The following is a 21,707-nucleotide window of genomic DNA, read 5'->3' on the forward strand; positions in this document are numbered from 1 at the left end:
GCTTGACGCTGACCCGCATGGCCCCCTATACTCCCCTCCGCCTTACGAAAGGCCCAGCCAGATGAACACCGTTGGGGTATCGTCTAATGGCAGGACGTCGGTTTCTGGCACCGTTAATCTAGGTTCGAGTCCTAGTACCCCAGCCAAAGAAAGGGAGAAGCTCACGCGGCTTCTCTCTTTTTTCTTGTCGTCCCGGCCCTGCGCGATGGTTTAAAAAGTAAACCGGAGAAGGGACTTTCGTGCTATGCTGAGCGGCATGACAGCACCTACTTCTCACGACTATGACGTGGTGATTATCGGCGGTGGCCCGGCGGGACTCACGGCGGCGATTTACACCGGGCGGGCGCAACTCAGCACCCTGATTCTGGAAAAGGGCATGCCCGGCGGCCAGATCGCCTGGAGCGAGGAGGTCGAGAACTTCCCCGGCTTTCCCGAACCGATTCCCGGGATGGAACTCGCCCAGCGGATGCACCAGCAGGCCGAAAAATTCGGTGCCAAGGTCGAAATGGAAGAGGTGCAGAGCGTGCAGCACGACGCGGGCGCCCACCCCTACCCGTTCACCGTCCGGGGCTACAACGGCGAGTACCGCGCCAAGGCGGTGATTCTGGCGACCGGCGCCGAACCGCGCAAACTCGGTATTCCTGGGGAGGAAAACTTCTGGGGCAAAGGCGTGAGCACCTGCGCCACCTGCGACGGGTTCTTTTACCGGGGCAAGAAGGTTGTGGTGGTCGGCGGGGGCGACGCCGCCGTGGAAGAAGGGCTGTTCCTGACCAAGTTCGCCGATGAGGTCACGGTCATTCACCGCCGCGACACCCTGCGCGCCAACAAGGTGGCCCAGGCCCGCGCCTTCGCCAACCCCAAGATGAAGTTCATCTGGGACACGGCGGTGGAGGAAATCCAAGGCGGCGACAGCGTCAGTGGCGTGAAGCTGCGCCACCTCAAGACCGGCGAGGTCAGCGAACTGGCGACCGACGGGGTGTTCATCTTCATCGGGCATGTGCCGAACACGGGATTCGTCAAGGACCTCGTGAAGCTGCGCGACGACGGCTACGTGGACGTGCGCGACGATATCTACACCAACATTCCCATGCTGTTTGCCGCCGGAGACGTGAGCGATTACGTGTACCGCCAGCTCGCCACCAGCGTCGGTGCCGGCACCCGCGCCGCCATGACGGTGGAGCGTCAGCTCGCCGCGCTGGAAGTGGAAGGCGAGGAAGGTGGGGCACAGACGGCGGCTGATTGAACGCCGCTTTGCTGCACAGGAGCGCCTCATGCCGGGGCGCTCCTGTTTGTGGTGCCCGGACACCTCTTGTCTTTTCCGTCAGCCAAGCGGCCACAGCGAGCGGCAGGCGGTACGATGGCCCCCATGTTGCGCCTTTCTTTTCCTGACCGGCTGCGGCGCAAGCTGGGGGGGTACATGGGCAAGGTCCGGCGGCTGTCGCGCAGTCTGCGGGCCGATGCCGCCCACCCCGATGACCGCTGGGCCGAGACGCTGCTCAACCCGGGAGAAACGCGGGTCTACCGGAGCATGGACCCGCGTGACCGTGAACACGCCTGCCGCGTGACCCGGCACCTGCTGCGTGACCACCCGCAGGCCAGCCCCGAACTGCTTGCCGCCGCCCTGCTGCACGACTGCGGCAAGAGCGTGCGGCCCTACCATGTGGTCGAGCGCGTGCTGGTCGGCCTGATTCCTCACCGCCTGAGCATTCTGCTTCCGCCTGCCGGGGCCGTGGGCATTCGCGCCGCGCATCCCGAACTGGGTGCCGAACTGCTTGCCCACGCGGGCGCCCGGCCCCGGGTCGCGCAGCTCGTGGCCCGCCACCACGCCTCGGTGGGGGACCCCGAAGCGGCGCTGCTGCACCACTACGACGAGCTGGAATAAAGAAGCGCAGGAGAGCCGCCCAGGAACGATTCCGGGCGGCTTTCCTCTGCTTAAAAACAGCGATTACTTCCGGGCCAGAATGTGCGGCAAGCGGTCTTGCAGGCGGTGCAGCGGCAGATCGAAAGCGGCGCGGGCGGCGTCGTTCGGCGCGGTGTTCCCGGCCTTGAGCATCGCGTACTGGTCGCCCGTGATGGGGGCGGCGGGCAGTCTGCTGATGACCGGCACCGCGAGGTCCATCAGTTTCTGGGGAATCGGGACCACCTTCTTGCGCTGGCCGAGGACCCGCTGCTCCAGGTCGAGCAGTTCGCGGAAGGTGAATTCCTGCGGTCCGGTCAGGGCGTAGGTCTGCCCCACCGTCTCCGGCTTTTCCAGGGCGCCCGCAAAGGCCAGGGCCACGTCCTCCACGCTGATGGGGCGGAAGGGAAACTTGCCGTCGCCGATCTGGGGCACCACCGGGGCCGCCGACACCAGGTTTTTCAGCACCCGTCCGAAGAAATCGTCGCCCACGCCGAAAATCAGGCTGGGGCGGAAGATGGTCCAGGGCAGCCCGCTCAGGCGCACCAGCCCCTCGGCCTCGCCCTTGCTCCACGAGTAGGCGCTGGGGCTGAGAACGTCGGCACCCAGGGCACTCATGTGCAGGTAACGGGTGGGGCGAGGCCGCTCCATCTCGTCGCCGGTGTGGGCCTTTTGCCGGGCGTCGTCGTGGTCGCGCAGGGCGCTCAGCACATGCCGCGTGCCCTCGATATGCACCCGCTCGAAGTTCTGTTTGCCTCTCTCGGCGATGATGCCGACAAGGTGGATGACGGCGCTCGGTTGCACGTCCCGCAGCGCCTGACGCACGCTCTTTTCGTTCGTCACGTCGAGCTTGATGCCGACGCCCTGCCCGACGCCCTTGCCGTGGCGGGACCCCGCGAAGACCTCATGGCCGCGCCGGGTGAGTTCGGCCACGACCGCGCGGCCCACGAAGCCGCTCGCGCCGGTCACGAGAATGCGGGGAGAATGTTCTGCTTGCTCAGCCATAGGCCGCATTGTGTGGTGTCGCCGGGGCCGGTGGATGGGAAGGGCAATAAGCGGGGGTTGGGGAAGCAGAAAAACCGCCGCACCGGGAGGGGCGCGGCGGCGGAAGCGGGGGGCAGGCCCATCAAGGCCACGGTGGTCAAGGTGAACGGTGCGCGGTCAGGGGTGAAACGTGCTGGACGTGCGCTGTTCGGGGGTGGCCCCGTCCCGGAGCCTCATGGGTGCGGCTGTTTTCCCCGCCGCGAGGGAGGCCTTCGCCTGGGCGCTTCCCCCACTTCCGCGTCTCAGGGTGGGGGAGGAAGGCCAGGGTGTCAAGCCGTCAGGCAGGGTGTCCAGCCGTCAGGCGGGCAGCTCGGTCAGCCAGTTGGCCTGCTGAATCTGGACTTCCAGTTCGCGGCGCTCCTTTGCCAGCGTATCGGCCAGTTTTTGCAACTCGCGGGCGGGAATCACGGCCACCATCCTCAATTCGCTGTTGCTGTAGCGGGTCTGGCGCTCGGCGGCGGCAGTCGCGGCGCGGCGCAGGGCACGCAGGCGCAGGTCCAGCAGGTCACGGCGGGTCAGCGCGTCGGTCAGGCTCTGGCCGCCGGGCAGCGTGGCGGTCAGGTTGGCGCGGTGAATGCGCGGCAGCAGCCGCTCCAGCGCGTCCAGGACGGTCAGCAGCTCGTTGAGCAGTTCGTGGGGGTCCTCGGCGGGGACCTCACCCTCCTGCACCTGCATGTTCTGCGTGAGGCGTTCTTCGAGTTGCGCGGCCCTCCTTTGCAGGTCGGCGCGTTCGATGAGGGCTTCGGCGAGTTTCATGCGTTCATTGTGGACCAGGCGGGGGCAGAAGTTATTGAGAACGTGCCAAGTTGGTCTCAAGCCTGCTGTGCCGACTGGCTCTGAGCCATGAGCCATGAAGAGGCTGTTCAGAGCTTATGGCCCAGCACTCATGGCCTATCATACGGATTCCGCTTAATTCCTGCACAGTCGGGAAAGCGCCGCCTGTGCATCCATATCGCGGAATCCGTATTTTTTCCTACTCGCATCCGCTCGGATTGAATCTGAAACTACCAGATTCAATCGGAATCCGTATCACTCATGGCAAGGGGAATATGGCTCCTCGGCAGGGGATACGGACATGCCGCGTGATCAATGTAAGCCGCCTGGCCGGGGTGCGGGGACACGGGTTGGATGACGGGACGCGGCTAAGCCACCCGGCGCACGTTGTCTTGCCCGGCCCTCCCGTATGCTCAGTCTCAAGATGGCTTTCGATTCCCGCGCTCTTTCTGCACTTGATTTTCCCCGAATTACCGCTGCTCTGGCCGACCGCGCCTCGACCACGCTGGGCCGAGAACGGGCGCTCGCGCTGCGCCCGAGCGACGACGCCTACCGCATCGCTCAGGAACTCGACGAGGTGGAAGACGCCCTGTTCGGCGTCAGCCTGAGTCTGGGCGGCATTCATGACATCCGCGAACTGCACGCCCGCGCCGGGGAAGGCCGGGTGCTGAGTGGGCAGGACCTGCTCAACGCCGCCTACTCGCTCGACGGGGCGATGACGGTGAAGCGGGCCATCGAGGCCAACTCGCGCGGCCCGCTGCGCGACGTGGGGCAGGGCCTGGGCGACCACTCGGAACTGGTGCGGCGGGTGCTGCAAAGCCTGGACCGGGAAGGGCAGGTGCGCGACGACGCCTCGCCCCGGCTGCGCGACCTGCGCAAACGCATCGAGCCTCTGCGCGGGCGCATCCGCGACAAACTGACGCAGACACTCGAACAGTGGTCGGAGGTCTTGCAGGAACACCTCGTCACCATTCGCCGTGACCGCTACGTGCTGCCGGTGCTGGCGAGCCGGGTGGGGAGCGTGCAGGGCATCATCGTGGACGCCTCCGCCACCGGGCAGACCTATTTTGTAGAACCCGCCGCCGTCACGCAGCTCAACAACGAACTGACCCGCCTGATTCTGGACGAGGAAGCCGAGGTGCGCCGGATTCTGACCGAGCTGTCGGCCCTGCTCGCCCAGGACAGCGCCGTGCCGATGACCCTGAGCACGATCGGCGAACTGGACCTGATTGCGAGCAAGGCCAAACTCGCCCGCGACTGGCGCCTCAACCGCCCCGAGGCCTTGGCAGACGGCCTGTACGACCTGCGCGGAGCCAGGCATCCCCTCATCGAAAACCCCGTCGCCAACGACATCAACTTGGGCGAAACCAAACTGCTGCTGATTACCGGCCCCAACATGGGCGGCAAGACGGCGACCCTCAAGACGCTGGGCCTCGCCGTGCTGATGCATCAGTGCGGGCTGTACGTGGCGGCGGATTCGGCGCGGCTGCCCGTGGTGCGTGACGTGCTGGTGGACATCGGCGACGAGCAGAGCATCGAGGCGAGCCTGTCCACCTTCGCCAGTCACCTCAAGCACCTGCGCTATGTGCTGCGGCACGCGGCCCCCGACACGCTGGTGCTGGTGGACGAACTCGGCAGCGGCACCGACCCCGACGAGGGCGCGGCGCTGGCTCAGGCGCTCATTGAAACCCTGTTGCAGCAGGACGCACGCGGCATCATCACGTCGCACCTGTCGCCGCTCAAGCTGTTCGCGCTGGAAACGCCGGGCCTGAAAAACGCCAGCATGGGCTTCGAGGTCACGACGCTCGCGCCCACCTACCACCTTCAGGTCGGGCAGCCGGGCCGCTCCTACGCGCTGGCGATTGCCAACCGCATGGGCCTGCCGCGTGACGTGCTGGCCCGCGCCGGGGAACTGCTGGGGCCGGAAGCGGGGCTGATGGAACGGATGCTGGGCGAACTGGAACGCGAACGGCGCGAACTGGGCGAGCAACTCGAAACCGCCGCCGCCGCCCGCCGTGACGCCGAGGCCGAGCTGGGCCGGGTGCGGCACGAACGCGAGACCCTGGAAAGCCGCCGCAATGAAATGATGGCCGAGGCCGCGCAGAAGGCCGAGAGCCTGTACGCCGACGCGGTGGAGCGCGTCCGCACCCTCCGCGCCCGCGCCCAGGAAGAAAGCGCTCGCCCCCGCGTGATGCAGGAACTGCGCGAGCTGCGGGTGCAGGCGCAAAAGGCCCGCCCTGTCCCCCCCAAGCGTGAGGAACGCGGCGACCCCATCCGGGTGGGCAACAAGGTGGACGTGCCCGCCTACGGTGCCCAGGGACAGGTGCTGGAAATGCGCGGCGACGACCTCGTGGTGCAGCTCGGCCTGATGAAGGTGGGCGTCAAACGCCGTGACGTGCGCCTCGTGCCCGAAGCCAAGGTCAAGGCCCCCAAGCCGAGCTTCGTCGGCAGCGCCCCCAGCCGCTTCGACAACGAACTGCAACTGCGCGGCCTGAGCGTGGAAGCGGCGGTGGAGGAACTTCGCGCCGCCATCGCCGAGGCGCGGGCGCTGAAAGAATCGCCGCTGCGGGTCGTTCACGGCAAGGGCATGGGCGTGCTGCGCCGCACCCTGCGCGACTACCTCAAGACCGACAAAAATGTGGAGTCTTTCCACGACGCCGAGGCCAACCAGGGCGGGCACGGCGTCACGATTGTGAACGTGAAGCGGTGAGGGTGGCTCCTCTACTCCACGCCCCCACCTCCCGCATGGAGTAGCTCCCGGCGCACGCTGAGGGGCATGACCTTCTCCTCTGCTGCCGCGCCTGTCAAGCTCTGGAACAAAAACTTCGTGCTGTGGTGGCTAGAGCATTTGACAAAAAGACGCAACGTCTTTTTGGCGAGCGGAGCGAGTGCAAAACACTGAGCAGGGCGGAGAATGGAGTGATGCGGGGTGCCGTTCCGCGCATCACGTAATTCGGAGAACTGCTCTAGGAAGTGCCCAGAGTGCCTTCGGGACAGCGCTCGCAGGCATTGCCACCAGTTTTCTGGTTCTGCACCAGACGGGCAGCGCCTCGGCGATGGGGCTGAATCTGGCGCTCGCGATGCTGCCCGCGCTGCTGCAGCCGTTCCTGGGGGCGTGGGTGGACCGCATTCCGCTCAAAATCCCGCTGGTCGCGGGGAACGTCCTGCGCGTCCTGCTGCAACTGGGCGTCGGCTTCTGGGCGCTGCGGGGCCACCTGCCCACCGAAATCATCTACGCCGCCTCGTTCCTGATACGGATTCCGATTGAATCTGGTCGTTTCAGATTCAATCCGAGCGGATGCGAGTAGGAAAAAATACGGATTCCGCGATATGGATGCACAGGCGGCGCTTTCCCGACTGTGCAGGAATTAAGCGGAATCCGTATGACAGGGCTGGTGGGGGCTTTCTATGCGCCTGCCACGCAGGGCATGGTGGCGCGGCTGGTGCCCGCCGGGGAGCTGGAACGCGCCACGGGGCTGATGCAGGGGGCCACCCAGACCATGACCATGCTGGGCCTGGTCGCGGGCGGGTTTCTGGTCGCCACGCTGGGCCGCGCCCAGACGCTGATGCTCGACGGCCTGAGTTTTCTCGTGTTCGCCGGGGTGCTGCTGCTGGTGCAGTTGCCCGCCCGTGCGTCCCACGCCGCCGACGAACGGTACTGGGACACCTTCAAGGCCGGGGTGCGTTACGTGCGCGGCAGCACTCTGCTGATGGGCCTGCCGCTGCTCTCTCTGCTGGTCAACGCCTCTTTTGCTCCCATAGACATGCTGTTGCCCAAGAGGATGCTGAGCCTGGGCGCAGGCGAACGCGGCTACGGCCTCTTTTTCGGGCTGCTGCTGGCAGGCGCGGCAGGCGGCAGCTTTCTGGTGGCTGGGCTGGGGCAGCGGGTCAACGCCCGCGCCGCTTCGGTGGCGGGGATGACGGTCATGGGGCTGGCAGTCCTCGCGCTGGCTTTTACACAGACAGCGGTGCAAATGTACGTCCTGGCCGTGTGTATGGGCCTGGGCAACGCCTTTTGCAACATGGGCATCGGTGTGATTTTTCAGAAAAGAGTGGCCCCCGAATACTTCGGGCGGGTGGGGAGTCTGCTGGGCATGGTCGGTATGGCAGGCATGCCGCTGACGCTGCTGGCCCTCACGCCGTTCGCTGACCGCCTCAGCATCAACAGCATTTTCGCCGTGTGCGGCATTGTGACGGTGCTGGGTGCTCTGGCCTGGGTGGGGATTTTGCGGCGCGATGCAGAAACCGGAGAGGTGAGTGCATGAGCAGCTTGATTTTCACTGTAGGGACTGCTCACCTGAGCCGGAGCGTCTTGGAAGCGCAAAAGTGTAAGCGTCGCCGCCTCGATTTGAATATCATCGGCGTTCTGACCATCGCTGACGACGTGACTCCCAGCCTGATAGAGGAGGCAGTGGGGCGGGCTTCCGTGCGCGGGAGTGTGCGGGGGCCAGACGCGGCAGTCAAAGCACTCAAAGCCAGAATGCGCTGACTAGTGGATGACCAAGGGCATGATTGAGGCTATTCGACTTGCTTGTAGTGACGCGCCATTTTGCCTCTTGCTGCCTGGGTCGTGAATTCCCAATTCACTTTGACTGCCCTGGCGTTTCTGTGCCGCTCCCAGGCGGCAACTTCCGTCTCAAGTGCTTCTTTCGCCGCTATACGGCGATCCAGACACTGACGTTGCAGAGCGGCCCATTCCATCTCGGCCATATTCAGCCAGGACGCGTGTTTTGGCGTATAGATCCACTCGAACCGCTTTCTCAAGCGGTTCGCTTCTTCTGCGGGCAATGTGTCGTAGAGCGCTGCTGGTGAATGGGTCGAAAGCTGGTCCTGGATCAGCCGGATTTTCTTCGCCTCTGGGTAGCGTCGATCCAATGCTTGCAAACGAGCTGCGTATTCCTGTGACGTTCGCCGCTCAGTCACCGTCACACTGCGCTGCCCCGTCAGCGGCTCAAATTCGATAAAGAGATTAACTGTCCCACAGCGCTTGTACTCGTGATCGACCCGTGCCGGGTATCCCGGCACGGGTGGGAGCGGCTCACGAACATGATCGAGAAGCTGGACAGATTTTTCATCGAGGCAGACCACTGGATATTCAGGGTCATAGGGCAAAGCGTACGTATCCAGCACTTCCTCCATACGCCAGACAAAGTCTGCCCCTACTTTGGAGACGCACCAGCTCTCGACCTGCCAGGGTTTGAGTGCGTTTTTTTAAGCGTTTTTCGGACGGTCTCATCAGAAATACTGTCTACGACGCCTAAAGCGACAAGACGATCAGCGAGAAGCTGCATCGTCCACTTCGCGTACCCCTCTGGCGCATCCGAGCAGGTTTCTGCGATCAGGATCGCCGTGGCTTTCGGATCAAGTTTTGGGGGCTGCTTGGGGCGCGGTTTTTCGTAAAGAGCAGCAGCTACCCCGTCAGTCGCATATTTTCTGCGGATTTGACCGATCATTCCTTTGCTGACGGCCAGCCGTTCAGCGATCACCTTGTCATGCAGCTGTTCATCTGCCAGGAGAAGGACACGTGCGCGAGTCATGACTCGCGCACTGATCATTCCCTTCTTCGTCATATCGATGAGCTTCTGACGCTCAGCTTCAGGAAGGTTGACGACGAATCGCTTTTGGCGTCCCATGCAGCATTATAAGCCTTCTCATGCCCTTGGTCATCCACTAGCTGTTCAGCCTGCCCTCCGAGAGCAGAAGCCCCAGCAGGTAATCTTTCCCTTCCTCCGCCGGGCCTACGCTCGCTTTAGAAAGCCACCCCGCCAGCTCCTGCAAACGCTTTTCCAGTTCCCGCGCCTTCTCGTCGCTGAGGCGGTAATTCAGAAAAACACTGTGCGAAATACCTCTGGCTTGCTTGACTTCATCATCCACCTTGAGCGCCATCCCGTCTTCACAGCGAAAGAGCCGCAAATCCTGTCCACCTGCCCGACTGAGCGCCGCGTAATGTGAGCGCAGCAGCGGGCTATGTTCCATTTGAATCAGCTCGCCCAACGTGGCGGCGTCCGTCAGTTCAAAAGGAATACGGTATTCGTCGGCTATGGCCCGGTAAAACTTGATAGGGCGGCCTTTTCGGGGTTGAACACCACTTTGAACGATTAGACCCGCCTGAAGGAGCCGAGTCAGTTTGTGGTGGGTCTGTTGAAGATTTTGACCTGTGTGCCCGGCGATTTCCGAAGCGCTGCTTTCCCGCGTCAGGAGGCAGCTCAGAAGCCCGGCATAGTTGGAATCCAGCAGCAAGCGCACCTGCTCCCGCGTTTGCGCTACAAATACCCCGCTCATTCCAGTCCGCCCCGCGTGTAGAGCAGCCCCAGCAGGCAATCCTCAGCGTCCGGCTCGTTCTCCTCGGTGTGGGCCTGTTCCTGCACCCACGTTTTGAGCGCACGCAGGCGGTGTTCGAGTTCCTGCCGTGTCTGGGGTGTCAGCTTGTGCTGTCCGAAGGTACCGTAAGCGCCCGCAGGAATGACACCCTTGTAGCTGCCGTAATTGGCGCCCAGATTGCCGAACTGGTCGCATTGCAGCACCACTTCTTCGGCATGTCCCCGCTGAACTTGCGCCGCACCCTCCATAAACCCTGACACGAAGGGGCGAAACAACCGCTCGAACAGGTCGAGGGTATCCACCCCGTCGGTCAATTCTAGCGGCACGCGGTACTCGGCAGCCACCGCCTGATACAGCTTGATGGCCCGCCCGCCACGTTTGCGCTCGGCCACCACCGCGACCAGTCCGTGTTCCTGTAAACGGGTCAGGCAGTGATGCACCTGCTTGAGCGGCGTTCCCGTGTGTCCCGCGATTTCGCCCGCGCTGACCGCCTCCGCCTGCATCGTCGCGCCCAGGACCGCCTGATAACGGGGCAAAAGCAGCAGCCGCGCCTGCTCGGGCGTCTGGGCGGTGAACTCGGGCAAACAGGAGGGCATCCTGCCGGAGTCTAACGCTCGCAGGCAGGATGCCCTGTGGGATTTGAGGCTGAGGCTTACGCTCCCGGCTGCACGCTCTTGCTCAGGGTCGGCGGCACGCTGGCCTGCTCCTCCTGCTCCGGCTTGGGCAGCAGCAGGAGGTCCAGCACCTGTCCCACACGCTCGAAGGTGTGAATGGTCAGTTCGCCGCGAATGCTGTCGGGGACTTCCTGAAGGTGGGCTTCGTTGTCCTTCGGGATGATGACCTCGCGGATGCCGCCCTGGTGCGCCGCCAGCAGTTTTTCCTTCACGCCGCCGATGGGCAGCACCCGCCCGCGCAGGCTGATTTCGCCGGTCATGGCCACGTCGAGGCGCACCGGGCGGCCCGTGATGGCGCTGATGACGGCGGTGGCAATCGTGATGCCCGCGCTGGGGCCGTCCTTGGGCGTCGCGCCGTCGGGGAAGTGGACGTGCAGGTCGAGGTTCTTGTGGAAGTCGGGGTCCGCACCGTACTCGGCGGCGTGCGCCCGCAGGTAGGCGATGGCCGCGCCCACGCTTTCCTTCATCACGTCGCCCAGGCTGCCGGTCATCACGACCTTGCCGGTGCCGGGGGTCGCCAGGGCTTCGACCAGCAGCATGGTGCCGCCGACCGAAGTCCACGCCAGCCCCTGCGCCACGCCGACCTGCGGTTCCTTCTCCATCTTGTCGGGGCGGTGCAGCGGCACACCCAGGAAGTCGGGAATCTGCGGCGCGTCGATGACCTTCACGCCGTCCCAGGGCGTTTCCAGCAGTTCGCGGGCGGCTTTGCGGGCCAGCTTGCTGATTTGGCGGTCGAGGTTGCGCACGCCGCTCTCGGCGGTGTACTCCTCGACAATGCGGTTGAGCGCCGCGTCCGTGATTTCCAGTTTGCCCAGCAGGCCGTGCGACTTGATTTGACGCGGCACGCGGTAACGGCGGGCAATTTCCACCTTCTCCTGCTGCGTGTAGCCGGGAATCTGAATGACTTCCATGCGGTCGAGCAGCGGGCGGGGAATCGTCTGGAGGCTGTTCGCCGTCGTGATGAACATGACTTGCGAGAGGTCGTAGGGCACTTCGAGGTAATGATCCTGGAAAGTGTGGTTCTGCTCGGGGTCGAGGACTTCCAGCATGGCGCTGCTGGGGTCGCCGCGCCAGTCGCTGCTCATCTTGTCGATCTCGTCGAGCAGCACCACCGGGTTGACCACGCCCGCCGTCTTCATGCCCTGGATGATGCGCCCCGGCATGGAGCCGATGTAGGTGCGGCGGTGGCCGCGCACTTCCGACTCGTCACGCACGCCGCCGAGGGCCATGCGCACGAACTTGCGGTTGAGCGAGCGGGCAATACTCTTGCCGAGTGAGGTCTTGCCCACACCGGGAGGCCCGACGAGGCACAGAATCGGCGCACGCAGCTCGGCGTCGTCGGTGCGCTCCTCGGCGCTGCGCTCCTTGCGTTGCTCCTCGGTCTCGCCTTCCTTGTGGGTCAGCTGCCGCACGGCCAGAAATTCCAGGATGCGGTCCTTCACGTCGCCCAGCGCGTAGTGGTCGCTGTCCAGAATGTCGCGGGTGCGGGAAATATCCAGGATTTCCTCGTCACGCTTACTCCAGGGCACGTCGGTCAGCCAGTCGATGTAGTTGCGAACGACGGTGCTTTCCGGGCTGCCGCCGGGAGTGCGTTCCAGGCGTTGCAGCTCCTTGAGGGCCTTTTCCTTGACCGACTCGGGCATGCCCGCCGCTTCGATCTTCTCGCGCAGGGCGTCCACTTCGGCAGGGCTGTCCTCGCCGCCGCCGAGTTCCTTGCCGATGGCCTTCATCTGCTCGCGCAGGTAGTACTCGCGCTGGTTGGCGTCCATCTGCTCCTTGACGCGCCCAGCGATTTTCTTGTCCATATTGAAGCGCTCGGTGTCGCGGGTCAGGAGCTTGAGCACCTCTTCCAGGCGTGCTCGCAGGTCGCTCGCTTCCAGCACGGCCTGCTTTTCTTCCGGGGTCCAGGTGGCGTGGTGCGTGACCTGGTCGGCCAGGGCGCCCACGTCGGTCAGCGCCTTGAGGCCCTCGAGCTGATAGTTGTCCAGGCGCAGGTTTTTATTCTGGCGCTGGTACTCCTCGAAGGCCGACTTGACTTCGCTCGCCAGCACGCCGACCACGCGGGCGTCCTCGTCTGCCAGCTCGGTCACGGGCTGGGTGTCGGCCCGCACGCGCAGGTAGGCGCTGGGCACTTCGTCCAGCACCTTGGCGCGTTCCTGCGCCTCGACCAGCACCTGATAGGTGTTGTCGGGCATCCGCACGACCTGTTTGACCACACCCAGCACACCCATCTCGTACAGCTCGGCGCGGGTGGGGTCGTCGGTGCGGGGGTCACGCTGGGTGAGCAGCAGCACGCGGCGGTCGGCGGCCTGGGCCTCGTCCACCGCCCGCTTGCTCTTGGGGCGCCCCACGTCCACGTTCATGGTGACGCCGGGCAGAATCACGATATTTCTGAGTGCGACGACGGGAAGTTCCCAAATCATGTTTGCTCCTTGAAAGCCGCTTTGCATGCGGAAAAGTTCGGAAAGTCAACTGCATGGAGGGCAAAAGCCCCACCTGCGGTGTATCCCGGAGTCTAGGGCCGCAGGTGGGTTTTTGGCTGTAAGCTAAGTTGCTTTATGCAGACTTCTTGAGTCCCTTCGACTCAAGTGCCTTCAGCGGCTCGTCGATATGCTCGGCCTCGAAACGGATGTCCTTCACGTCCTCGCGGGGCAGCTCGAACAGCAGGTCCGTCATGGCCTTTTCCAGCACCGCCCGCAGGCCACGCGCCCCGGTCTTGCGCTCGGCGGCGCGGTGGGCGACCTCGCGCAGCGCTTCCTCGCTGAAGGTCAGGTTCACGCCCTGAAAGCCGAACAGCGCCTGGTACTGCTTGATGATGGCGCCCTGCGGCTCGCTCAGGATGCGAATCAGCGCGTCTTCGTCGAGGTCCTGAAGCTGCACGACCAGCGGCAGACGGCCCACGAACTCGGGAATCAGGCCGAACTTCACGAGGTCTTCGGGCAGGAAACGCACTTCCTCCTTTTCCTCGCCCTTGTGCTCGGCACCGAAGCCCACCGCGCGGACGTTGGTGCGGGCGCGGGCAATTTCGGCCATGCTCTCGAAGGCGCCGCCCACGATGAACAGGATGTTCTTGGTGTTCACCTGCACCAGTTCCTGCTGCGGGTGCTTGCGGCCCCCCTGCGGCGGCACCTGCGCCACCGTGCCCTCGATGATCTTGAGGAGTGCCTGCTGCACGCCCTCGCCCGACACGTCGCGGGTAATCGAGGTGCCTTCGGACTTGCGGGCAATCTTGTCGATTTCGTCCACGTAGATGATGCCGCGCTCGGCTGCCGACACGTCGTACTCGGCGGCCTGCAAGAGGCGCACGATGACGTTTTCCACGTCGTCACCCACGTATCCGGCTTCGGTCAGCGTGGTGGCGTCGGCGATGGCGAAGGGCACTTCCAGCATCTCCGCCAGCGACTGCGCCAGCAGCGTCTTGCCCGTCCCGGTCGGGCCGATGAGCAGGATGTTGCTCTTTTGCAGCCCCGCGTCGGGGTTGGACAGGCGGTGGTAGTGGCTGACCACGGCGACAGCGAGGGCTTTTTTGGCCTCGTCCTGCCCGATCACGAATTCGTCGAGGTAGGCCTTGATTTCCTTGGCGCTGGGCAGTTCCTCCAGCGAAAACTCGCTGCCCGCTTCCTTGCGCTGCTGCTTGACGAGGTCGAAGGCGCGCTCGGCGCACTCGTTACAGATGAAGGCGGCACGGCCCGGCGCTTCGATGAGTTGCGCGATCTGCGGGTGCTGGCGGCCACAGAAGGAGCAGCGGTCGGCGGCGCGGGTCATTGTTCGGCCCCCCGGCTGTCGCGGGTCTGGTCGATGACCTGATCGATCAGGCCGTACTTGAGCGCCTCGTCGGGCGACATGAAGTAGTCGCGCTCCATGTCACGCAGCAGTTTTTCGTGCGGCAGGTCGGTGTGCTTGTGGTAGATCCCCACCAGCGTGTCGCGCAGCTTCAGCACTTCCTTGGCCTGCACTTCGAGGTCGGGGGTGTTGCCCCGGAAGCCCGCCGACCCCTGGTGAATCATGATGCGGCTGTTGGGCAGGGCCATGCGCTTGCCCTTGTCGCCCGCCATCAGCAGCACGCTGCCCATGCTCATCGCCATACCCACGCAGATGGTGCTGACGGGCGCCTTGATGTAACGCATGGTGTCATAGATGGCCAGACCCGCGTAGACCTCACCGCCGGGGCAGTTGATGTACATCTGGATTTCCTGCTCGGGGTTTTGCGAGTCGAGCAGCAGGAGCTGCGCCACGATGGAGTTCGCCATCTGCGATTCGACGGGCGTCCCCACGAAAATGATGCGGTCCTTGAGCAGCCGCGAGTAAATATCGTAAGACCGCTCGCCGCGTCCGGTCTGCTCGATGACGTAGGGAATCACACTCATAACCTCCATTATCGCACGCCAGCGAAAGTCCGAAAGTGGGCGAGGTGAGGAGGCGAGGCTTGTCTTCTGTCTTTTCCTGTCGCGCCGTGCTCTTTTCGCTACCCGGCACGCGCGCCGGTGCCCACCCGCCGCAGCGTCAGCACGACCAGGAGGAGCAGCACACCCGCTGCCCCTGCGAGCAGTCCCGGCACCGCTCCCGGTCCCAGCCGGGTAAAGCCCAGCCCCAGCAGCCAGGGCATCAGGATGCCGCCTGCGCTGCCGCCGACGAGCAAAAAGGGCACCATTCGCGCCGGAAGGTGCCGGGCGGCCCAGGCCAGCGCGGTGGGAAAGATGGGGCCGCACGCCAGCCCGACCAGCGCGTAGGCGAGGGGGGCGAGCGTGGTCAGGGCTGTCAGCGCCGAGGCGACCAGGGTGAGAAGCGCCGCGCCCAGCACCAGCCGCCCGGGGGCCACCCGCTCCCCCAGCAGGCTGGTCAGCACCCGCGCGACGGTCAGGCCCCCCCAGTACGCGCTCACGACCAGGGCGGGGTGGGTGTGCCCGCTCGCCGCGAGGGTCTTGGCGGCCCAGGCCCCGGTGCCGACCTCGACCCCCACGTACACCAGCATCAGGGCAGCGAACAGCGCCAGGGTGCCCCGGTCCACGGCCCCGGCGGTGTCGCCAGCGGTGTGGGCCAGCCGGGGCAGGCCCCAGGCGGCGGCGGCGACCAGGCTCAGTCCCACCAGCCCGGCGATGGTGGCGAACGCGAGCGGCAGGCCCCCCGCCACGTCCCCCGCCTGCCGCGAGGCGAAGGTCAGCAGCAGCGGCGCGACCATGCTGCCCACCCCGAACACGGCATTCACGAAATTGATGGCCTGCGTCCCCGCCACGGCGTAGGCGGCGTTGAGTGCCCCCGAAACCCCGCCCAGCCCCAGCCCGCCCAGCAGGGCGCCCAGCAGCGCGAGCGGCCAGGTGGGGGACATGGCCACCAGCACGACCCCGGCGGCGAGCAGCAGCGAGGCGCCCGTCACCACCCGCCCCAGGCCCAGGCGCGTGAGCAGCAGCCCGGCGAGCAGCGGGGCCGCCGCCGACCCGATGAAGTGGGCACTGGCGATCACCCCGACCTGCGCGGTAGAGACCCCGTAGCGGGCCTCGAACGCGGGAAAGGCCGGGCCGTAGATGGCCTGAAGCACCCCGAGGGTCAGGAAGGTCGCGGCCCCGGCCCCCAGAACGGAAGCGGAAAGACGTGCGGGCAGGGGAGGGGCAGGGTCGGCAGCGGGCATCGGGACGCAGAGTAGCGGTTTGGCCCTGGTTGGCCCTGGCGCTTTCGGCGGGCGTCACGGCGGCGCTAACGTGCGGCCCTGCCAGCGCATTGTCAGGGACGGGGGGCTGTGGCAGAATGCGCGGCGAATTCTAGCCCCGAACCTGTGATTTGCCATCAAGCAGCGGCCCGGTACCGGCCGCCGTAAGGAGCAACGAAGTGACCCAGCCCAAACAAGTCCGACTCACCCGTGAAGGCTTCGAGCGTCTCGAAAAGGCGCTGGCCCAGGAGCAAAACCGCCTGAACGAAGCCACCCGCATCCTTCAGGAGCAGATGGAAACGAGCGCCGACAACGAGGACACCGGCCTCGAAGACGCCAAGCGCGAGAAGATGAACATCGAGGCCCGCATCGACGAACTCGAGGACACGCTCGCCCGCGCCACCCTGATCGAGGACCACGAAAACGGCGGGCGCGTCGAACTCGGGGCCATCGTGCAGCTGTCCAACGAAACCAGCAAAAAGGACATGAAGGTTCAGGTCGTCAGCGCCGCCGAAGCCGCGATGGTCGGCGGGACCCTGACCCGCATCAGCGAGGACAGCCCGGTGGGCAAGGAACTGATGGGCCGCAAGAAGGGCGAGGCGTTCGTCGTCACCCTCGAAGGCGGCAAGCAGATGAAGTACAAGGTGAAGAGCATCGAGTACTGAAGCCCGGACCACCAAAGCGGAGGGAGCCACCGATTTCGAGGCTCCCTCCGCTGCTTGTTCGCCTGTTGACGGCTTATACGGATTCCGATTAAAATTGGCAGAATATGACCGTCAAAAAGCTCTATATGACTGTCCAGTTCAGTCACGTTCCCCAGGATTTTTGGGACATCTACCGGCGTAGCACTTGTGCTGTAGAACGCCGACGGGCACAGTTCCTTGCTCTCATCGCTGAGGGAAAACCGGAATCCGAGGTATTTGACCTCACTAAATACTCAGTCAACGCGGCACGTCGTACTGTCCGCCGCTACCACGAGTTGGGTCTAGCTGGTCTACGCGACGCCCGTCATGATAATCGGGGAGCGCCTACTGTTCTGACTGCTGCTGAGCAGCAACGCATTGCTGCTCAGCTTCACGATGATTTTGCTCAAGGTATCCTCTGGGACGGTAAAAAGCTTCATGAGTGGGTGCAGCGTGAATTTGGTAAAGAGGTACATCTGGCTAGAGTCTACGAGTGGCTAGATGCTGCTGGATTTTCAAAACAAAAACCGCGTCCCAGACATACTGGAAGCAGTGACGAGGCAAGGGAAGCATTCAAAACAAAGTTTTATACGGATTCCGATTGAATCTGGTAGTTTCAGATTCAATCCGAGCGGATGCGAGTAGGAAAAAATACGGGTTACGCGATATGGATGCACAGGCGGCGCTTTCCCGACTGTGCAGGAATTAAGCGGAATCCGTATTAGGGGAGAAGCTTCGCCAAGCGGAGCTTCTCCATTCCCGCGTCTCACTCTGGTGCATGGACGAACACCGCGTAGGGTTGCTTCCCATATCCGCTGGAATATGGGCACCAACGAGGCAAACACCTCTTCGTCCAGTACAACCCCGCTACGAATGGCTCTATATCTATGCCTTTGTTAACCCTGAAACAGGTGAAGGCCGTTTTTGGCTTGTTCCCACTTTGAACAAAGACGCATACCAAGCAGTGATGACGGCCTTTGCTGAAAGTGTGGACGCGGGGCCAGACCATCACGTTCTTGTCGTTGAAGATGGTGGTGGGTTCCACGTCCCTGCACAGCAGGGACATCCAAGCGGTATAGAAACGGTTCGCCTCCCCCCATATTCACCAGAGTTGCAGCCTGCTGAACGACTCTGGCAACTAACCGACGCCACCATAGCCAACAGATGCTTTGAAAGCCTTGACGCCCTTAGTGAAGTTCTCGGACAGCAATGCGCTTGGCTTGAGACGCAGCTAGACCTTCTCTCCCAGTACACCCTTTTCCACTGTGGCCTTTATGCCAAAATTAATCGGAATCCGTATTATCCGGTGCAGCGCGGCAGCTCGCTTTCGCTGAGGTGCGCCCTGGCCCAGGCGTCGATGGCGTTGATGACCGTTTGCAGTTCCTGCCCGGCAGGCGTCAGGGAATAGACGCTGCGGGCAAGTTTGCCGCCGCCGTCCTCGGTGCGCTTGGCAATGACCCCCAGGTCTTCGAGGCTCTCCAGGCGCTGCGTCAGGGTGGCGCTGTTGCAGCCCCCCACGGCGCGGGCAAGTTCGTTGAAGCCTTTTTCACCGCCCAGCAGAGCGCGGACGATGTGCAGCACCCATTTTTCCTGCAAGACGCCGATGGCGCGGTAGGCAGGACAGAGGGTGGTGAAAACAGCGTCGCTCATGCCAAGCATCCTACACCATGTCGGAGAGCAAAGCATGACAAAAACCATATTGCTTGACTTTTTAAAGCGATTGACCTAACTTGTCGCCCATGACTGCGACCCAGACGCCCCCCGCCGCCACCCAGCGCCCGCTGAGCATGACCGAAGCCATCGAAGCCCGCCGCAGCATCCGCAAGTTCGTGCAGGAACCCATGAATCAGGATGACCTGCGCGAAATCCTGCGCCTCGCCAGCCTCGCGCCGAGCGCCTGGAACGCCCAGACCTGGCGCTTTGCGGTGGTGCAGACCCCCGAACTCAAGGAGCAACTGCGCGAAGCCGCCTACGGTCAGCCCCAGGTGACGAGCGCGCCCGCCGTGATTGTCATCTACAGCGACATGGAAGACACCCTGCAAACGGCGGAAGACACCGCCCACCCTGGCCTCGGCGACGCGGGCCGCACCCAGCAGCGGGCGACGTTCGACGGCGCTTTCGGGGCGCAGGACACCGCGCAGCGTGGGCAGTGGGGGCTGTCGCAGGCCAACATCGCCTTCGGCTTCCTGATGCTCGCCGCGCGTGGCCTGGGCTACGACACCGTGCCCATGCTGGGCTTCGACCACGGCAAGGTGCGCCAGATTCTGGACCTGCCCGAGCACGTGCAGTTCGCCGGGATTCTGCCCCTGGGCAAGCGGGCCGAGGAAGGCTACCCCCACCACCGCCACAGCGTGGAGCGGGTCGCCAAGTTCTACTGATTTTCCTGAGCAGCGCAACAAAAAAGCAGGACCGGACGACTCTGTTCCGGTCCTGCTTTCTGTCGTACTCGCGCTCAGCCTTCGGCACCTTCTTTCACCGTCATGATGCTCAGGCCCGCGTCCACGTACACGGTCTGCCCGGTGATGCCGCTGCTGAGGTCGGAAAGCAGAAAGAGCGCGAGCTTGCCGACTTCTTCGGAGGTGGCGTTGCGCCCGAAGGCCGCGTTCATGGCCCCCTTGTTGTACAGCTTGCCGAAATCGGGAATCGAGCGGGCGGCAATGGTCCGCATCGGCCCGGCGCTGATGGTGTTGACGCGAATCTCGCGCTCGCCGAGGTCGGCGGCGAGGTAGCGGGTGGCGGCCTCCAGCGCGGCCTTGGCGACGCCCATCACGTTGTACTTGGGGACCACCTGCTGCGAGGCGTGGTAGGTCAAGCTGATGATGGAGCCGCCATTGGGCATCAGGGCTTCGGCGCGGCGCGAGGCCGACACCAGCGTGTAGGCGCTGACATTCAGCGCGGTGTTCCAGTCGTCGGCGGTGGTGTCGATAAAGCGCCCGTCCATCGCGGTACGCGGCGCGAAGGCGATGGAGTGGACCAGGAGGTGCAGCTCACCGAATTCGTCCTTCACGCGGGCGAACAGCGCGTCCATGTCCTCGTCGCTGGTGGCGTCGGCCTGCTGAATCCAGGTGCCTTCCCAGTCCTTGGTCAGTTTTTCCAGTTCACCGCGCAGGCGCTCGCCCTGGTAGGAAAATCCCACGCGGCAGCCCGCCTGAAGCAGTTGTTCGGCAATCGCCCAGCCCAGGCTGCGGGCGTTCGCGACCCCCATCACCAGGGCCGTCTTGCCCGAAAGGTCAATCGTCACACTCATGCGGGGGACTCTAACGCGTGGCGGGGTAAAGATGGTTGGAGCAGGTTCAGCCAGGGCGGCGGCCCCGGTACACTCTGGGGATGACTGCCCCCGGCCTCCCGCTGCTTCACGCGCCGAACCTGCCGCTGCCACACGCCTTTTCCACCCGGGCGGGCGGCGTTTCGCAGGGGCCTTATGCGGGCCTGAATCTGGACGACCGGGGGGACGACCCGCGCCCGGTGGCCGAAAACCGCGCCCGGCTCGCGGCGGCGCTGGGCTTCGGGGCGGCGGACTTTGCCCGGCTAAGTCAGGTGCATGGCGTGCAGGTCGTTCACGCGCAGGCCCCCGGCGTCTGGGAGGGTGACGCGCTGGTGACCCGTACCCCCGGTGTGCTGCTCGCCATCGGCACCGCCGACTGCTATCCGCTGCTGCTCGCCGACGTGGAAGCGGGCGTCGTCGGTGCGGCGCACGCCGGGTGGAAAGGCACGGTGGGGCGCATCGGGCAGAGGACGGTGGAGCAGATGGTGAACCTCGGCGCCCGCCCCGAACGAATTCGCGCCGCCGTCGGCCCCGGTATCTGCGGCGAGCGCTACGAGGTGGGGGGGGAAGTGGCCGCGCAGTTTCGCGCCGCCAGGCTGGGGGACTTCGTGCTGGACGTGGGAGGGCGCATTCATCTCGACCTCGCCGGGGCCAACCGCGCCCTGCTCGAAGAAGCTGGAGTGGGGGACGTCTGGGTCAGTGGGCGCTGCTCCACCGAGGCCGACTTCTACTCCTACCGCCGGGACAACGGGCAGACCGGGCGCATGTGGGCGGTCATCGGGCTGCCCGTTCACGCGGGGGAGCAGGCATGAAACCGCTGCTGCGTCCCGACGACCTGATCGCCCACGTCTCGCAGATCACGCCCGAGTTTCTGGCGGCGCGGGGCCTGCGCGGGCTGGTGCTGGACCTCGACAACACGCTGATTCCGTACCGCAGTTACGAGGACGCCGCCGAAATGATTGCCTGGGCTGCCGACCTGCGCGGCGCAGGCATCGGGCTGTACCTGCTGAGCAACGCCACTGCAAAGCGGGCGGCCTTCTGGCTGCCGAAACTGGGGTTCGGGGGCGTGGGCATGGCGGGCAAACCCAACCCCCGCGCCTTTCGCCGGGCGCTGCACACGCTGGGCCTGCCCGCGCATCAGGTGGCGATGGTGGGCGACCAGGTGTTTACCGATGTGCTGGGCGGCAACCTGACCGGAATGCACACGGTGCTGGTCGAGCCGCTGATCGACAACGCGCTGCCCCACACCCGCCTGGCCCGGATGGTGGAGCGGCAGGTGCTCAGGCGCTACGGGTACGACTGGCAGGCCCGCCGGTAACTCTCGGGAGACGTGCCAGGAATCAGGCGAAGGTCCGTCCCGCACGTTCTTCCACTCGCTCTGCTCGGAAAAAGTGGTGACATGCCT

At 64.6% G+C, this 21,707-nt stretch carries 23 protein-coding genes, 1 tRNA gene and 1 pseudogene; 14 read left to right on the plus strand and 11 right to left on the minus strand.

Annotation, left to right across the window (positions count from 1 at the left end; genetic code table 11):
- The first annotated feature begins 72 nt into the window (after nt 1-72).
- The 3 genes from G6R31_RS01410 (at nt 73) to G6R31_RS01420 (ending at nt 1,882) form a co-directional block, all read left to right on the plus strand.
- Nucleotides 73-146: transfer RNA gene (locus G6R31_RS01410), tRNA-Gln, on the plus strand.
- Nucleotides 147-256: 110 nt separating this feature from the next.
- Nucleotides 257-1,243: a thioredoxin-disulfide reductase gene (gene trxB / locus G6R31_RS01415; RefSeq protein ID WP_025568038.1), complete on the plus strand. Its 987-nt coding sequence runs from the start codon at nt 257-259 to the stop codon at nt 1,241-1,243.
- Between the two features lie 123 nt (nt 1,244-1,366).
- Nucleotides 1,367-1,882, plus strand: a complete 516-nt coding sequence (locus G6R31_RS01420) for an HD domain-containing protein (RefSeq protein ID WP_025568036.1) — start codon at nt 1,367-1,369, stop codon at nt 1,880-1,882.
- A 63-nt stretch (nt 1,883-1,945) separates the two neighbouring features.
- On the opposite strand, the gene G6R31_RS01425 is transcribed toward G6R31_RS01420, so the two are convergent.
- Both G6R31_RS01425 and G6R31_RS01430 read right to left on the minus strand, forming a co-directional pair.
- Nucleotides 1,946-2,902, minus strand: a complete 957-nt coding sequence (locus G6R31_RS01425; RefSeq protein ID WP_017871742.1) for a complex I NDUFA9 subunit family protein — start codon at nt 2,900-2,902, stop codon at nt 1,946-1,948.
- A gap of 336 nt (nt 2,903-3,238) precedes the next feature.
- Nucleotides 3,239-3,697, minus strand: coding sequence for a DIP1984 family protein (locus G6R31_RS01430; RefSeq protein WP_017871741.1), 459 nt, complete (start codon nt 3,695-3,697; stop codon nt 3,239-3,241).
- Nucleotides 3,698-4,139: 442 nt separating this feature from the next.
- Between G6R31_RS01430 and G6R31_RS01435 the strand changes: the two genes are divergently transcribed.
- The 5 genes from G6R31_RS01435 to G6R31_RS17120 all read left to right on the plus strand — a co-directional run bounded on the left by G6R31_RS01435 (nt 4,140) and on the right by G6R31_RS17120 (nt 8,204).
- A complete protein-coding gene (locus G6R31_RS01435) occupies nt 4,140-6,425 on the plus strand; it encodes an endonuclease MutS2 (protein ID WP_025568159.1) in 2,286 nt (761 codons plus the stop codon).
- Between the two features lie 66 nt (nt 6,426-6,491).
- The gene (locus tag G6R31_RS17010; protein ID WP_264149125.1) at nt 6,492-6,617 is read left to right on the plus strand and encodes a hypothetical protein; all 126 of its coding nucleotides are present in this window, start codon (nt 6,492-6,494) and stop codon (nt 6,615-6,617) included.
- Nucleotides 6,604-7,023 carry an MFS transporter gene (locus G6R31_RS01440; protein WP_152423800.1) on the plus strand — a complete coding sequence of 140 codons (420 nt, stop codon included), beginning with the start codon at nt 6,604-6,606 and terminating at the stop codon, nt 7,021-7,023. The genes G6R31_RS17010 and G6R31_RS01440 overlap by 14 nt, the downstream gene beginning before the upstream one ends.
- A 75-nt stretch (nt 7,024-7,098) precedes the next feature.
- On the plus strand, nt 7,099-7,980 hold the full coding sequence (locus G6R31_RS01445; protein WP_017871738.1) for an MFS transporter: 882 nt from the start codon (nt 7,099-7,101) through the stop codon (nt 7,978-7,980).
- Nucleotides 7,977-8,204, plus strand: coding sequence for a hypothetical protein (locus tag G6R31_RS17120; protein ID WP_017871737.1), 228 nt, complete (start codon nt 7,977-7,979; stop codon nt 8,202-8,204). Before G6R31_RS01445 ends, G6R31_RS17120 begins: the two co-directional genes overlap by 4 nt.
- A gap of 29 nt (nt 8,205-8,233) precedes the next feature.
- On the opposite strand, the gene G6R31_RS01455 is transcribed toward G6R31_RS17120, so the two are convergent.
- The 7 genes from G6R31_RS01455 to G6R31_RS01485 form a co-directional block, all read right to left on the minus strand.
- A protein-coding gene (locus G6R31_RS01455; protein WP_164993948.1) for an IS630 family transposase occupies nt 8,234-9,348 on the minus strand; the annotation gives its coding sequence in 2 pieces (ribosomal slippage) (nt 8,234-8,922 and nt 8,922-9,348; 1,116 coding nt in all).
- A 37-nt stretch (nt 9,349-9,385) separates the two neighbouring features.
- Nucleotides 9,386-9,961: a hypothetical protein gene (locus G6R31_RS01460; protein WP_025567030.1), complete on the minus strand. Its 576-nt coding sequence runs from the start codon at nt 9,959-9,961 to the stop codon at nt 9,386-9,388.
- A gap of 32 nt (nt 9,962-9,993) precedes the next feature.
- On the minus strand, nt 9,994-10,632 hold the full coding sequence (locus G6R31_RS01465; RefSeq protein WP_152423571.1) for a winged helix-turn-helix domain-containing protein: 639 nt from the start codon (nt 10,630-10,632) through the stop codon (nt 9,994-9,996).
- A 56-nt stretch (nt 10,633-10,688) separates the two neighbouring features.
- On the minus strand, nt 10,689-13,133 hold the full coding sequence (gene lon, locus G6R31_RS01470; RefSeq protein ID WP_017870149.1) for an endopeptidase La: 2,445 nt from the start codon (nt 13,131-13,133) through the stop codon (nt 10,689-10,691).
- A 133-nt stretch (nt 13,134-13,266) separates the two neighbouring features.
- Complete coding sequence (gene clpX, locus G6R31_RS01475; protein WP_017870150.1) at nt 13,267-14,475, minus strand: ATP-dependent Clp protease ATP-binding subunit ClpX; 1,209 nt, start codon at nt 14,473-14,475, stop codon at nt 13,267-13,269.
- Complete coding sequence (gene clpP / locus G6R31_RS01480) at nt 14,472-15,086, minus strand: ATP-dependent Clp protease proteolytic subunit (RefSeq protein ID WP_114671139.1); 615 nt, start codon at nt 15,084-15,086, stop codon at nt 14,472-14,474. Before clpP ends, clpX begins: the two co-directional genes overlap by 4 nt.
- Before the next feature lie 89 nt (nt 15,087-15,175).
- Nucleotides 15,176-16,336 carry an MFS transporter gene (locus G6R31_RS01485; RefSeq protein ID WP_025567032.1) on the minus strand — a complete coding sequence of 387 codons (1,161 nt, stop codon included), beginning with the start codon at nt 16,334-16,336 and terminating at the stop codon, nt 15,176-15,178.
- A 197-nt stretch (nt 16,337-16,533) separates the two neighbouring features.
- Here G6R31_RS01485 and G6R31_RS01490 point away from each other — a divergent pair, with 197 nt between their 5' ends.
- The 3 genes and pseudogenes from G6R31_RS01490 to G6R31_RS17125 form a co-directional block, all read left to right on the plus strand.
- Nucleotides 16,534-17,019: a GreA/GreB family elongation factor gene (locus G6R31_RS01490; protein WP_017870154.1), complete on the plus strand. Its 486-nt coding sequence runs from the start codon at nt 16,534-16,536 to the stop codon at nt 17,017-17,019.
- Between the two features lie 104 nt (nt 17,020-17,123).
- Nucleotides 17,124-17,642 carry a winged helix-turn-helix domain-containing protein gene (locus G6R31_RS01495; protein WP_081608229.1) on the plus strand — a complete coding sequence of 173 codons (519 nt, stop codon included), beginning with the start codon at nt 17,124-17,126 and terminating at the stop codon, nt 17,640-17,642.
- A gap of 161 nt (nt 17,643-17,803) precedes the next feature.
- Nucleotides 17,804-18,445, plus strand: a pseudogene (locus G6R31_RS17125) (IS630 family transposase); the annotation flags it as partial.
- On the opposite strand, the gene G6R31_RS01505 reads toward G6R31_RS17125, so the two are convergent.
- Nucleotides 18,337-18,687 (minus strand): winged helix-turn-helix transcriptional regulator, encoded by a 351-nt coding sequence (locus G6R31_RS01505; protein ID WP_017870157.1) that lies wholly within the window; start codon nt 18,685-18,687, stop codon nt 18,337-18,339. The pseudogene G6R31_RS17125 and the gene G6R31_RS01505 sit on opposite strands and share 109 nt — an antisense overlap.
- Nucleotides 18,688-18,776: 89 nt before the next feature.
- On the opposite strand from G6R31_RS01505, the gene G6R31_RS01510 reads away from it, so the two are divergent.
- A complete protein-coding gene (locus tag G6R31_RS01510) occupies nt 18,777-19,415 on the plus strand; it encodes a nitroreductase family protein (RefSeq protein ID WP_017870158.1) in 639 nt (212 codons plus the stop codon).
- A 74-nt stretch (nt 19,416-19,489) separates the two neighbouring features.
- Here the strand turns inward: G6R31_RS01510 and G6R31_RS01515 are convergent, their stop codons facing one another.
- Nucleotides 19,490-20,284 carry an enoyl-ACP reductase FabI gene (locus G6R31_RS01515; RefSeq protein WP_017870159.1) on the minus strand — a complete coding sequence of 265 codons (795 nt, stop codon included), beginning with the start codon at nt 20,282-20,284 and terminating at the stop codon, nt 19,490-19,492.
- Nucleotides 20,285-20,364: 80 nt separating this feature from the next.
- Here G6R31_RS01515 and pgeF point away from each other — a divergent pair, with 80 nt between their 5' ends.
- On the plus strand, nt 20,365-21,114 hold the full coding sequence (gene pgeF / locus G6R31_RS01520) for a peptidoglycan editing factor PgeF (RefSeq protein WP_017870160.1): 750 nt from the start codon (nt 20,365-20,367) through the stop codon (nt 21,112-21,114).
- Complete coding sequence (locus G6R31_RS01525; protein WP_017870161.1) at nt 21,111-21,620, plus strand: YqeG family HAD IIIA-type phosphatase; 510 nt, start codon at nt 21,111-21,113, stop codon at nt 21,618-21,620. The genes pgeF and G6R31_RS01525 overlap by 4 nt, the downstream gene beginning before the upstream one ends.
- Nucleotides 21,621-21,707: the final 87 nt, after the last annotated feature.

Source organism: Deinococcus wulumuqiensis R12, from assembly GCF_011067105.1.
GTDB lineage: Bacteria > Deinococcota > Deinococci > Deinococcales > Deinococcaceae > Deinococcus > Deinococcus wulumuqiensis.